Origin of the sequence: Mucilaginibacter sp. SJ, assembly GCF_028993635.1 — a bacterium.
Classification (GTDB): Bacteria; Bacteroidota; Bacteroidia; order Sphingobacteriales; family Sphingobacteriaceae; genus Mucilaginibacter.
The window spans coordinates 446,673-461,181 of sequence record NZ_CP118631.1 but is presented as its reverse complement, the minus strand read 5'-3'; the positions used below and the strand labels follow the sequence as shown (position 1 = coordinate 461,181).

At 37.9% G+C, this 14,509-nt stretch carries 7 protein-coding genes; all 7 read right to left on the bottom strand.

Going from position 1 to position 14,509, the window contains the following annotated elements:
* Positions 1–78: 78 nt before the first annotated feature.
* The gene (locus MusilaSJ_RS01705) at positions 79–1,443 is read right to left on the bottom strand and encodes an aminotransferase family protein (RefSeq protein WP_274988348.1); all 1,365 of its coding nucleotides are present in this window, start codon (positions 1,441–1,443) and stop codon (positions 79–81) included.
* A 66-nt stretch (positions 1,444–1,509) separates the two neighbouring features.
* Positions 1,510–2,766, bottom strand: a complete 1,257-nt coding sequence (locus MusilaSJ_RS01700; protein ID WP_274988347.1) for an aldehyde dehydrogenase family protein — start codon at positions 2,764–2,766, stop codon at positions 1,510–1,512.
* 288 nt (positions 2,767–3,054) lie between these two features.
* Positions 3,055–4,566 (bottom strand): serine hydrolase domain-containing protein, encoded by a 1,512-nt coding sequence (locus MusilaSJ_RS01695; RefSeq protein WP_274988346.1) that lies wholly within the window; start codon positions 4,564–4,566, stop codon positions 3,055–3,057.
* Between the two features lie 83 nt (positions 4,567–4,649).
* Entirely contained in the window at positions 4,650–5,618 is a 969-nt protein-coding gene (locus MusilaSJ_RS01690; RefSeq protein WP_274988345.1) for a hypothetical protein, read from the bottom strand.
* Positions 5,619–5,659: 41 nt separating this feature from the next.
* Entirely contained in the window at positions 5,660–6,634 is a 975-nt protein-coding gene (gene sbnA, locus MusilaSJ_RS01685) for a 2,3-diaminopropionate biosynthesis protein SbnA (RefSeq protein ID WP_274988344.1), read from the bottom strand.
* Positions 6,635–6,719: 85 nt separating this feature from the next.
* Complete coding sequence (locus tag MusilaSJ_RS01680; protein ID WP_274988343.1) at positions 6,720–13,148, bottom strand: non-ribosomal peptide synthetase; 6,429 nt, start codon at positions 13,146–13,148, stop codon at positions 6,720–6,722.
* A gap of 610 nt (positions 13,149–13,758) precedes the next feature.
* Entirely contained in the window at positions 13,759–14,415 is a 657-nt protein-coding gene (locus tag MusilaSJ_RS01675; RefSeq protein WP_274988342.1) for a 4'-phosphopantetheinyl transferase family protein, read from the bottom strand.
* Positions 14,416–14,509 lie beyond the last annotated feature (94 nt).

The window sequence follows — 14,509 nt, the reverse complement described above, 5'->3', positions numbered from 1 at the left end:
CGTTTTAAGCTTAGGTTAAGTAGAGAAGCAGTGATGTATTTCAAATTATGGAATAATTATAAAACACGTAGTCAATAGTCAACTTTCAATCGCGGAATACGATTGTTTATAATATTTATCTGCTATGCACAACCCTTTTGATAATATCTTAAATGCAATATCAATCTGTTCCTTAGTTATACAAAGCGGGGGGGCAATAAAAATAATGTTCCAGCGAATAAGGGTAAAAAGGCCCTGCTCTTTAAAAATTGCATCTATTTTATCCATTACTTCCATATTGTGGGTTCCCCCGATTGGCGAAGTAATTGGCTCCTTGGTATCTCTGTCTTTCACTAACTCAATACATCCGAGCAATCCTGTAAGCCTAAAATCTCCTATCGATATATGTTCATTGCTGAGTTTCTGTAATTTCTCAAAAATATAAGCGCCCATTTCTGAAGCATTCTCCACCAACCTCTCCTCCTTATAAATATTTAATACAGCTAAAGCAGCAGCACAACTTACCGGATGGGCTGAATAGGTAAGGCCACATGGAAGAGGCTTGCTATCAAAGTAATCAGAAATTACCTTACTAACTGCTACTGCTCCCAAAGGCATATAACCGGAAGTTAGCCCTTTTGCCATACACATCATATCAGGCATAACATTGTGATGTTCTACCGCAAACATTTTCCCGGTTCTTCCAAAACCACTCATTACCTCATCATCAATTAACAGTATTCCGTATTTATCACAAACCTGCCTTACTAATCTCCAGAAATCAGGTGGATATTTAATACATCCGGAAGTGCCTGATTCTCCTTCCAAAATTATTGCGGCAATAGTTTCGGCACCCTCTCCGATGATAATTTTTTCCAGATTCTCAGCGCAATTTATCCCACACTCTTCAATGCTCCCACTCCCCCAGGGGCATCTGTAAAAATAAGGATTATCGGCCCTTACAACATCCGCCATGTTATGATTTCCAAGTAACAAACGCCTCGGATCACCACTCATTGATAAAGTACTGTACGTGCCTCCGTGATAAGAGCGGGCCATCGTGACAATTTTTGACCTTCCAGTATAACTTCTTGCTATTTGAACGGCGCTGTCGATAGCGTCTGACCCACCTAAAGTGAAAAAGGTTTTAGTTAAATTTCCAGGGAGGAGTTTTGACAACTCCAATCCAAGCTCTCCGCGCACATTTGTAGCAAAACCAGGGTTCATATAACTAAAAGATTTCATCTGCTCCACAACCGCGTCCATAACAGCAGAATGACCATGGCCTATATTGACATTCATATATTGCGAAGAAAAGTCGATATACTGTTTGTCGTCAACATCATAAAAGAATATCCCCTCTGCTCTTTTTATGTGCATTGGTTTTAAAATATTTTGAGCAACATAAGGAAACAATGTGTAATTAACATTGTTATCAAATCGATTCTGATTAGTTATTTCCATTATTGTAAGAAAGTTAGATAAATGAATTGATACTCAACATAAAGAAATGTTAATCAAGCACAGTGCTTATTGCGAAAGTTCTTTCAATAGCATCCTTTTGCCTTCTATTTGCAAAAATTTGTCTTTATGCCATTTCCAGATAAATCCCGAATTCTTATATCCGCCGTCTATTACCTGCGAATCCTGGTTTCCTACGCCGGTAACCGTTGAATTATAATAAACGTTTCTGTGTGTGTTGACCAGATACTGCCTTAAATCGGTCGAGATGGTCCCGTATGCGCTTGCATTTAGTCCATAATCACAATTATCTACTTTAGCCAACAAATCCTCCTCGGAAGAAAATGACATCACCGGGAATACCGGACCAAAGTTTTCCTCTCTGATTATTCTCATTTTGGGATGGCATCCAATAAGTACGGTAGGGAGAAATACAGAACCACCAATAGAGTCTATTTTTTCTGTTTTGCCTCCGGTAAGTATTTTTGCGCCATCTGCCTGAGCTTCTTTTACCTGTTGTTCAAGACGCTCTAATACAGCAAAAGATAAAACAGGGCCTATCTCGGTTTCTTCAGATTCCGGTTTCCCAATCTTGAGTTTGACCACCTTTTCAGTAAGTTTCGTACAAAACTCTTCTACTATACTTTCATGAATGAAAAACCTTTCAATAGCAGAACAGGATTGCCCTCCGTTTAATAAGCCTCCCTTAACTGCAGCCTCGAGTGCTAAATCGACGTTTGCATCTTCCATTACAATAAGGGGATCTTTACCCGGGCCTTCAAATATTAATTTTATATCGGATCTTCGAACCAGATTTTTATATTCCCATATCCAACGATCATCCCCGTAAATAACAACAGCTTTAATATCTGGATCAGAAATACAGTCCTTCAAAAAATCCTTGGAGGAGATATTATCCGGAGCAAATGAAACGTTAGGTAAATTATTCAACACCAATTCACGGTAGTATTTACCTGATGAATGCAGTTTGCGCGGCAACTTTATAATAGTTTCATTGCCGGCTAAAAAAGAAGCACCTACCGATTTGGCCAAACAAAGATTTATTCCATTGCTTGGTAACAAAACCGCAACCTTACCAAGTGATCGCAATTGTTCCATATCCACGCCATAAGCTCTTGTCACATCCGTTTCCTTCCCAATCGCATTTAAAATGGCTACAGGAGTTATAACCTCACGGATTTTTATATCTTTTCTCAGAAATCCGGTATCAGCGCCATATGCACGGATTAGATGCTGATGAAATTTTTCATCCTCTAAATTAATCGAGGTTCTAATGAGTGCCTCTCTTCTCTGTTTGAAATTCATTTTGTTATTAAGTCGTTCTTAAAAAACCAATATTGAGTTATATAACACAGGGATCTGAAAAAACATCAGCACGTAAGATGAATCTCCAGGGGAGCCCCTTCATCTTTTGGAATTTATGGTAACAGTAAGCATTACATGATTCTCCTTACTATTTTATAGCTTATAAATCGGTATATCAGCAATGGGCTGTTTGTGAAAGCTCGTTTTTTTATTGATAAAGCTTTTATTTGAATAACTGCTATATCAAAGTAACGGAACTGTTGTAGGGAAATAAATTAATGCCCTTTTTTATTGTTCTTTTTTAAGCAGATCATAGCATTGGGCTATTAAATTTTCAAGTTGTACACGTGAAGTATTGTCTAACTCTATTGCTTTTTTATAGTCCCTGATTCCATCTTCAATGCGCTTTATTTTCACCATAGCATTTCCGTGTAATATAAAAGCATCCTGGCAAGAGGGATAGCGGTTTTCATATTCCATCGCTATAGCAGCAGAAAATTTTGGTTCCTTTTCAAGAAAAAGATTAGCCCATTCACTGAAATCCTTTTTTGAAATCAAATTTCCCTTTTCTGACAATAACACATTAAAATAGTCCAAAGCAGGAAGATAACCTTGTTTATTATAAACATTCAATATTTTAAGCGTTGAGTTAGGGTACTGGCTGTTAAAATCGAAAATATGATGCTGGGCAGTAGTAAGGCTGTCAAGAATCTTGATAATCCTATCTCCGGGTTCACCATTCGCGAACATTACATAACCCGATTTTCGGGTATAGGAATAAAAGCCAAATCCCTTAAATACATCATTGTTTCCGGCCTGAAACAGTACAGTATCCCTCTCTTCATGATTTACGCCGAAACCCGGGCCCCAATAATCATTTTTATCCATCATAGGATAGTGCTTGTTTGTATCAGCACCGGTCATCTCAGAAATCCGTTTCTGCGACAGGTAATTATTATTTTTAAAAAAACCGATCAGCAGCTTCGCGTAATCATTGGCAGTTGTATTTATAAGTCCGGCAATATTAGGAGATTGATTCTTCTCTTTGGATGATGGCTCCATAAAATTATTGTGGCCAACTGTGTAGTTATCCGGGCTAAGTCCGTCTTTTGAGAAAACGGTAAACGTTCGCTTAAGTTTAAGCGGCTTGTAAACCAGCTCTTTCATATAATTTTCAGTGCTTGTACCCAAGAGTTTCTCTATCACTTTTGAAAGGTAAACATAGCCCTCTCCTGAATAGACAAATTCCTTTCCGGGCTCACTAACTATTTCAAGCTTGTCCGGAGCATTATAATGCTGCCAGTTTTCAATACCCGAAGAATGAGAAAGTATCATTCTGCCAGTAATTTTTTTATACCTTTCATCATGCTCAAGTCTTGGATAGGTAAGGTATCGATATAATGGAGTATCCAGGTTCAAAACGCCCTGGTCTACAAGTTGTTGAACAGCGAAAACAAAAAAGCTTTTTGACAATGAACATGCTTCAAAAAGTGACCTTTTATTTACTTTACCCTTATGCCTGATCGTTCCGCGTGGCAATTTTTCGATTTGCTTAAAACCGTATGTATGATAAAAAACAACTTCATTGTGATCGATAACTGCAAATGACAAACCGGGGATACTGGCACTGTCTATAATACCTTCTATTTTTTTATTTAGCTCATTAATTTTTATCACCCGCCCGTTTACCTTAAAAGTAGTTTGAAACAGTTGAGCTTCGACTTTACCATACGACAAAGTCATTAATAAAAACGTAATTAAAAGTATTCCGTATTTTGATTTACCGGTAATTTTTTTCATCGCAAATGTTTAAAATACATTGAAAAAAGCGAACATTTACCATGGAAACGCCGCACATCTTATCATTTTATCAACTGCCGGATCTATGCTAAAACGCGTACTTTATTCTCAAGTTCCAAATGCTTCATATGATATTGCGCGATAGCAATATCAAATATTGCCATACCCATTGGGTTAAACATAACAGCCTGACTTTCTTCAAATGAATTTATCCAATCTACTTTCAGTAAATCCTTTAGAGTACCAACGTCATCTCGATTCAGACCATTTTCAAAATGAAAATTTTCTATATCCGTATTTTCCCTGCATATCTCTTCCCAATCATCAACGATAATTGCGTCTTTAAACCATGGGTAAACGCTGGTTTTATAATCGCGAAGCGAAACGTTAATATGAAGCGATCCGTTTTTGGGCTTTCGGTCAATGTACCTATCTTTTGAAACTGTGCAAGTAATGAATACGTCCGATTCATCATAAACCTTTTCCCAACTGTCGACCACCTCAACAAGGTCCTTTACTTCATTATCGATAATTTCGGAATTTATGCCTTTCAGGTCATTCAACATTATTTTCGAACAACGCTCGCCAAGAATCGCTGAACACATCTTTAAATGATATTGCCCAATTGGACCAAAGCCAACGATACCTACCTTTAGATCGGCTTTGCCTTTTTTTTCCAAATACTTTTTTAGAACATAACCGCTTACAGACGCGGTTCTTATGGTTGATATAGTCGCGCTGTTTATAATTCCAACGGGTTCGCCTGTATCTGAATTATTTAAGATCACAACACAATGGGCCCTGGGCAATCCGGCCTTGTGATTATCCGGAAAGCTCGCTATCCATTTTATACCGGCCATATTGATGTCGCCTCCTAAAAATGCCGGCATAGCAATTATCCGGTTCTTTAGATCCCGGTATCTGAGATAAGGCTTAACGGGCTGAACATAATCATTGATGGCCAGGCACCTTACCGACGCCTCAATTATTTTGATATTTTCTTCCCAATCGGGGTTTACTTCCTTAATATCCTTATCGTTGATATAGATCATAGATTATTGAGCTATTGATTTTTTGATTTAGAAATACCTGATTACAGCAAATTTTCCTGAAGCGAACTATTCATTATCATTTCGCTCCATTTCTGATTGTAAATTGTTTCGATATACCGCTCACCCCGGTCGGCAAACACGCACATGACGTTTACAGGCGCATCCATTTCCCTGTTCTTGAAGTATTTTTTTATTGCTGCGTATACCGACCCGGAGGAGCCCCCCGCATAAAGATTATGCTTTTCCAATAATTCCTTACAACATAGTATAGTTTCGTATTCGCTAACCAGCACAACCTCGTCAATGATTGCCTGCTCAAGTATCTCCGGCTGTATACTTGAACCTATTCCCGGTATATACCGCTTTCTAGGAGTATCTCCGAATATGACAGATCCATAAATATCAACGGCGATTATCTTGGCATTAGGATGTTCCTTTTTTACCCTTTTGGAAACTCCCGTTATTGTGCCACCTGAGCTTACTCCCATAAATACATATTCCACGCGTTGCCCGGGCGCCTCCTGGCAAATTTCTCTCCCGAGAGAGCCATAATATGCTTCAGCATTCAAAGTATTGGCATATTGATTGACCCAATACAGATTTGGCATTTCCACAAGAAGCTCTTTGATTTTTCTTATCCTATTGAGTAAATATCCTCCATATTCGTCCGGTTCGGTAATTTTTATTATTTCGGCCCCCTGGAGTTTTATCAGCATCTCATTAACCGGCAATGTATTATTGTCGATAACACAAATAAACTTTAGGTTATGCATTTTAGTATATGCTGATAATGCAACTCCAAAATTCCCTGACGAAGACTCGATTACTACAGTATCTTGATTGAAAATACCCTCGTTTAATGCTCTGTTGATGATATAGCAGGCAGCTCTGTCTTTTACACTACCAGTAGGATTATAATATTCTAACTTGGCAAATATTTTAACATTTGGTATTTCATCATTCTTCAAATACACGAGAGGGGTATTCCCAACCTTGTTCAAAATATTAGTCAGCATAAGATTTTATGAATTAAAGAAGTGTCGATTATAGATACGGCTATGCGCAAGAAGGGTAATTATAACGTGTCAGTCATTAAACCTTTTAGTTTTCACCGAAAAGGATCTTAATGTCTTCCTCGTTCAGGTCTGCGGCAGAAAAATCCGAGGGTGTGAAATACAGATCATCCTCATTTTTAAGGTATGTCAGGATACCGGTGAGATTACTCAGAAAGCTTTCGCCAAGTCTGCTTATTGTAGATCCTTTAAATAAAGTAGAATCATATGCAATTTCCATTTGAAACACACCGTCTATTACAATAGCGTTTAATTCCAGCTTTGCGGTGAATACATTTTCAGGATCAGTTTCAGTTCCATTAGCATCGTGGATCAATGATACCAATCTGTTATTGAGTTCTGATCCAAACTGCCCAAGATAATTTAACCGGATTTCCGATATTTTCGACGCCTGAGTTGTTTTAAAAGGCAGAAAAGTGTTAATCCCGTAACCGATACCCATATTAGGCACCCCCTTCATAATCTCTTTGACTGACTTAAGAAGAGTATTTACTTCACCACTGTAGGTTAATTTAACAGGATACATAGATGTGAACCAGCCTATGGTTCTGGAAGCATCCAAACCTACCATATATCTCCCGTAATTTTCCTGTTCAATAATAAATACGCCTAATCCTGTCCATTGGTGAAGAGTTTGAATAAGGGCTGCGTTTAATAGTATCGGTACATCTGTATTATATGATTTGTGCGCACCTTTTAATAAAAAAGCCGTTGTTTTTTTATCCAAACTTATAACCTCTTTCCTTAAATGTCTCATCAATGAATTTTCTGAAACAAAATCCGTGGGCAGTGTAAACGAGGGATCTGCCATTTTTTCCCAATATAATCTTTCACTTTGCATTTCTTCTGACTCTGCAAGTTGATTGAGTGTTAAACTCCACTCTTTAAAGGACGCTGTTTTCTGAGGAAGGCTTACCGGAGTGCCCTCGGTTGCTAATGAATATGCTTTGAAAAAATCTTCCAGGAAAATCCGCCAGGATAAACCATCCATAACAAGATGATGCGCAGTTATAAACAGGTATTCCCTCCCGTCAGGGTGCCGTATTATAACCATCCTAACTAAAAGACTATTCAATATATTAAACGAGTTCCTGACATCATTACAGATATCACTCAAAGTACAATCATCACTGATGTCAAGCTTCCTGATGACCTGTGTTTCTTTTAAAAATTTGTTATTATAAAAAAATGAATTTGTTTCCGGATTATAATTTATGCGAAATGCGTCATGATGTTCAATCAATGCATTAAAAGCTTGTTCAAGGACAACAAGATTCAAAGGGCAATTAATTGAAAATAAAATTGATTGATTGAAAAAGTGGGGATTTTTAAGCCGATGACTAAAAAACCAGGCTTGGATAGGAGTTGGCGAAAACTCTCCCTCCTCTGGCTCTTGTTTGTATATACGCCGACCATTTACATGTTCAGCCCGTTGACTTATATATGCAATAGTATGATAAGTTAAAATGTCTTTTACTTTTACCGAAACCCCTTCATCAAATAGTCTTGATGAAATTTGCACCGCTTTGATGGAGTCCCCCCCTGCTTCAAAAAAATTATCTGTTACACCAACCTTCTCAACATTCAGTACCTCACCCCATATCTTTGCAAAAATTCGTTCGGTTTCGTTTTTAGCTAAAACTTTTTCGGCGTTTGAATTTGTCCGCTTAAAGCCTTGTAGTTTTGCTATGTCTATTTTACCATTTACAGTAAGCGGCATAAAGTCCACCTGAATAAATTCCCTTGGGATCATATAATATGGCAATCGTTCTGCGAGGTAATTCATAAAAAACGTTTCCTGCAGTTGACTACCAGATACAATAGGTGTATAACAGGTATACATATGATCGCGATCCTTGTCATCCACCCAAATAACAACCTCCTTAATTTGTCCTGACGCAAGCAACTGATTTTCAATTTCAGATATTTCGACACGATTACCGTTAATTTTAACCTGCTTATCATTACGCCCCATAAATTCCAGGCTACCATTTGTCATTCTTCTGCCTATATCCCCAGTTTTATACATCCGGTCCCCTTTTATGTAAGGGTTTTCAATAAACTTTTCGCTTGTCAATTTTTCAAGAAACAAGTACCCCCTTGCCAATGCCCGCCCTGCGATATATATTTCACCGGGTACGTTGACGGGTACCGGTTTAAGGTAACTATCCAACAAGTAAATTTGTGTATTGTCGATTGGTCTGCCGATGGGTACGGTCGAATTTGTATCTTCAGGGTCGAATTGATAGATCATGCAACCAACAGTGGCCTCAGTAGGGCCATACTCATTAAAGATTTGAACTTTCCTGCCCATTTCTTCATAAACGCCTTTGGCAAGGTTTGTGTCCAGAACTTCTCCGCCAAGGATCAATTTTTTAACCTTCGATTTTGGCGACATCAAATGATTCCCTTTTAAAATACGAAGATGTGAAGGGGTTAGCTTAATGATATCAGCTTTATTTTCCCGGATCACATTTTCAATAGATAGCAGGGTATCATTCTCACTATAAATTATCATTTTGTTACCTGTGATCAACGGGACAAAAATGGACGTAACCGTAAGGTCAAAAGATATGGATGAATAGAAAGCAAAGGAACAAGGCTCGTTTTCTATATACCGGTTGCCAGCCCATACAATATAATTGGAAAGGCTTCCATGCTCAATCATCACCCCTTTGGGCTGCCCGGTAGTACCAGAGGTATAGATGACGTAGGCTAAATCTGTCTCGCCATTTTTAATTTGTAAATATTTATTCTGAAAACTACCAAATAGGTATTCAAGAGTCAAAACTTCCGGAAACACCACGTCTCCCAGTTCAGGAGAAGAATCACTGATTAGAAATTTACAACCGCTATCTCTCACAACAAACTTTATCCTTTCCGCAGGCATTTCCAACTCAAGCGGCAAATAAGCAGCACCTGCTTTAAGAATACCTAATATGGTTGCCACTAATTCGGTGGATCTTTTAAGATGCACCCCAACAATATCTCCATTACCAATTGCTTTATTACTTAAAGCGCAAGCAACCTGATTTGCTTTAATATTTAACGCCTGATAGGAAATTTCCTTCCCATCATATTCAATCGCGATATCTTCGGGGTAGCTTTTAACCCTTTTTTCAAATATTTCCTGAACGGTAGCGAATGCCTCCGTTTTCCGGCTTGTTTTATTGTAATCGATATTAAAATTCTCAAACTCCTTTGTGTCAAGAATTAATATATCTTTAATTAAGATTTCGGGGTTTGCTATAACCTGGTTGATAATAGTTTTTAATCCCTGTAAAAATCGCCAAATAGTCTCGTCTTTGAACAATTGGGTGCAATATTCAAAAGCATAATTTATTTGATCATTTTCTTCTGATATTTCCAAAGAGATATCAAATTTCGAAAAACCAGGGTCAAATAAATACCGCGAAAATGCGGTACCGGTAGCTTCCGGAACATCTATTGCCAAATTCTGATAAAGGAACATGGTATCGAAAAGAGGTGATCTTCCGGGACGCGGCAGCGCCTTGATAAAATTTACGAGATCGTCAAATGCCATATCTTGCCGGTCAAGGGCTTTATTTATTAATCGGGCACTATCAGTTAGCAAGTCAGAAAAGGTTCGGCCGCCCTTTACTAAACTTCTGATTGGAAGATTGTTCGCAAACATCCCATGCACTTTTTGTAAAGATGGGTGTATTCGGCCATGAGCCGGGATGCCAACAATAAAATCTTCCTGGCCGGAATATTTGGCCAGCAAGATCAGATATAAGGTAAAAAATAACGTGTGACTAGTAACCTGATTATTTGCTGAAATCTCTTTTAGCTTCGCACAAGAAAGCTTATCCAGCGTGAACATTTGCCTTTTACCCATCATACTTGGAATGGCAGAACGGGGAAAATCACGTGATATTTCCAAAGCAGGTATTTCACCCGAAAGATGATCGGCCCAATATAGCCTGGTGCTTTCTCTCGTTTCTTTTGATGCACGTTCCCAAATCACAAAATCCCTGAACGAAGTATCCGCATCCGGTAATCTTGTGCCGCCGTAAACTTTCAGTAATTCGTCAATAAAAAGATATGCAGACTGCCCATCTGAGATAATATGATGGAAATCCAGCAGCAATAACGAGTCTCCGTTATAACCTCTATTATCATAAAGCAAAACGAATTTAAACAAAGGCCCTTTAGCAAGGTCAAATGGCAAAATTAATTGCTTTAATTTCTCATCCCAATCGCCTTTTTCACATTTGATCAAGCCCAGGCTAACCTCTTCATCATCCTTCACTCTAAACCGGGGCTCTTCATCCACGGAAAAAGTCATTCGCAAAGCATCGTGACGTGCAACTAATTTTGCGAGCGATTCTTGCAACTTTTCCAGATCTATACCACCTCGCAGTTTAACTGCAATCGGCATGTTATATGCGATTGAATTAGGGGCTATTTTCCAGGCATAATAAATTCGTCTTTGTGACGCGGATACCGGATATAAATCATACAAAGGCGCTTTAGGTATAAAATGATAAGCTTTATGTTGCAGATTGGCAATCTCGGACGCAAGTTTTCTGACAGTCTGAAATTCATATAACTTTTCTATTGGCAGGTCTACCTGGAAAGAGTGATGGAGTTTCATAATAAGCTCTGCCCCTTTCAGTGAATTTCCGCCAACCTGAATAAAATTCTTTTCAACCCCGATATTTTTGCTTTGCAGAATATCTTCCCATAAATTCAAAATCTTTTCTTCCAGATCGTTGGCCGGGGGCACCACTGTATCATCATCAAATGAGTTCAACAACGCCGTAAACTCCTGTTCTATATCCCGAAACGCACCATCGTCATATAATTGCCGCAATTTGAAACGCTGAAGTTTACCACTCGTAGTCCTGGGTATATTTTTCACCGGAACTATTGCACTAAGTCCAATACCAAATTTTTCATTGATAACCATTTTCAAAGCCCGGGCGATGGATACTAAATTCTTAAGCGCTCCACGATGTAGTAAAAAAGCTATTACTTCCTCCGATTGAGATTCGGGAGCAAACGAACTGCAAATAGCAATTTTATTCAACTCTATACCTTGAACAGTTTCCGCCTCTTTTTCAATATCATGCGCATAATAGTTTTGTCCGTTGATGAATATTATATCTTTAGCCCGACCGGTAATATATAAGTCTCCTCCGTTTACAAAACCAAGATCTCCGGTATCAAGCCAGCCACGTTCGTCAGTGATCTCATCATATGCATTTTTGTTATTGTAATAGCCGCCAGTGACGTTGGTACCTTTAATTTTAATCCGGCCAACTATATTTTCAGCGAGGATTTGATTTCTTTCATCAGCAATTTGGATTGAACAACCATCAACAGGCTTTCCGACATTTACGAATGTGCCGCTTGTTGATAAAAAATCTGTCACTTCAATTTGCTCCCCGCTATTTAATTTCTGTCTGTTAAGGGATATCGATTTTATCTTATTGTCAATTGAGGACATGGTAACAGCTACTGATGCTTCTGCCAAACCATAAACCGGACACATTGCCACGTCTGTCAAACCAAACTCGGCTAACCTTTCATTGAATTCATGACAAAGTCTTTCAGAAATTGGTTCTGCCCCATTATAAATTATTCGCACACAAGACAGGTCCCAATCTGAAGGATATTTATCCAAATGTTTCAATAAGTACCTATATCCAAAATTAGGGGAAGATGTAATCGTTATCTTGAGCTCAGACACTTTATCAAGCCATAACTTTGGGTTTCTCACAAAAGCGCTTGTGGGTATAATGTAGTGATTAAGTCCGCAGAACAAAGGATTAATGTGAAAACCAATCATTCCCATATCATGGGTAAGAGGCATCCAACTTAACATGCTGTCATTCTCGGAATAGGATGCAGCATTTGCAATCCCGTTTACATTAGCAATAAGATTAGCATGTGTAAGCATAACACCTTTGGGGCTGCCGGTAGACCCCGATGAGAATTGTATGAACGCGATGTCATTATCACCAGGTTGACAGATATTACCATCTTTATTTGATGAAAAAACATCATCTACAAACAGAAGATTACTTCTTATTTGCTGCAGCAGATCATTTTGTCCCTTACTTTGAAGATAGTATTCCAATTGGTTCAGGGCATCCGGAGAAATTATCAGACTCGGGGTTGATAGTAACGACCAAACCTGAGAAAACTTCCTGTTATGATCTTCATTTTTAGAGGTTGCCAATGGAACCGGTATAATCCCCCCTAGTAAACATGCCCAGAAGATAATCAGGAAACTTTTATTGTCTTCAATTTGAAATACCAATTCACTATTTGGCGGCATCCCTTTATCTTGCAAACAAGATAATACCTTTAATGCTGAATGATATAAAGAATGATAAGACAGAAAATCCTCCTGGTTATTATTCGAAATAAAAAACACGCCACGGAGTTTCAGTTCACTCCTCTCGGTTAAAACGTTTACAAGATTCATTTCAAATGGTAAAAATTGGGATGCGGTTGATCAAACGCCTGACTTTTCAGATAAACGGGATCCAGTTAAGGCCCGATGATGCTAAAGGAAACAGATAACTCCTGCCTTAATCCAATTATTAAGTAGTAACATTTTAAATATTCTGGCTTTAACCAAATCAATTGCTAACCCTAAGTTTTTAAGATTTTCTCTACGAGAATAAGAAGAAAAAAATTTGCTTAATGATCAATTGCCGCAAAGCTTTGCTGACACCCCTTCACATTGAAGGAGAAAAAGACTAATTCAAAATAAATTCGGGTAGATCGTTATTAAACCAGAATACACTGGCTTACCGTTACAATAATACTTATAAAAATCAAATTAAAATAATATCATTAAGATTTTTTATAAAATATTCAGATTTTATTGACTTAGTATGCAAGTTCGATAAACCCGTAATTTATTCCGGTTTACTGTTAACATTAAAGGATGCTATGAAGCTGGCTTACGCGGAGATAAAATAGCATTCGTATTCAGTAACAAATTGCTTTGAAGGAAAGTACTCTTTATAGTTGCGGTTTGCCCCATAGCATTCCGTCTTTTCTTCAAAAAGATTCAATTTTAACGGCTGCTACAATTTAACATTGACAATGTCGTCCAATGATAATTTAATCAGGTCTATATCTATTAACGGCTTATCAGATGCAATGTGCATTTGATAATTGTCAGCTAATGAAACAGATTTATAATACCAAGGGGTTTGTCCCAGCACTGATAGCCCCCCCTTAATCCAAATGGTATAAAGTGGGATACTAAGCCCTTTCCCTTCGGCCTTGATTATAGCTTCCTTTGCTGTCCAGTAAGCATAAAAGGTGTGATACGTATTTTCAGAACGGAGGATAAGATTCCATTCCTCTTCAAGAAAATGACTTTTAAATTCACAAACCGGAATAGGACTAATTTTCTCTACATCAACTCCAATACGTCCAATTGTAGAAAATGCGCAAACAACCCAATTTCCCGAATGAGATATATTAAAATCTAAAGCATCTTCTATGTAAGGCCTCCCATAAGATGTATATTTTAAATTTGACAAATTAGAATCTATCTTAAAATCTTCCAATCCTTTTTTTAACAGAACTTTTCCTAAAAAAGATGCCTGGGCATCCTGCCATTTGCTAAACCCTAAAATTTTCTTTTGGATATCAAAAGGAAATGAATTAAGATAAGATGAACGACCAGCATCAGACAATTCAAATTCATTACTAATAGCATAAATACTCACCATTGATCTTTACCGATAAATAAATACAAAATAACTTTCAAAAATCTTAAGGAGTTTTCTTTTTACATCACGCAATTTTCGGTTCAGACGGAATGCC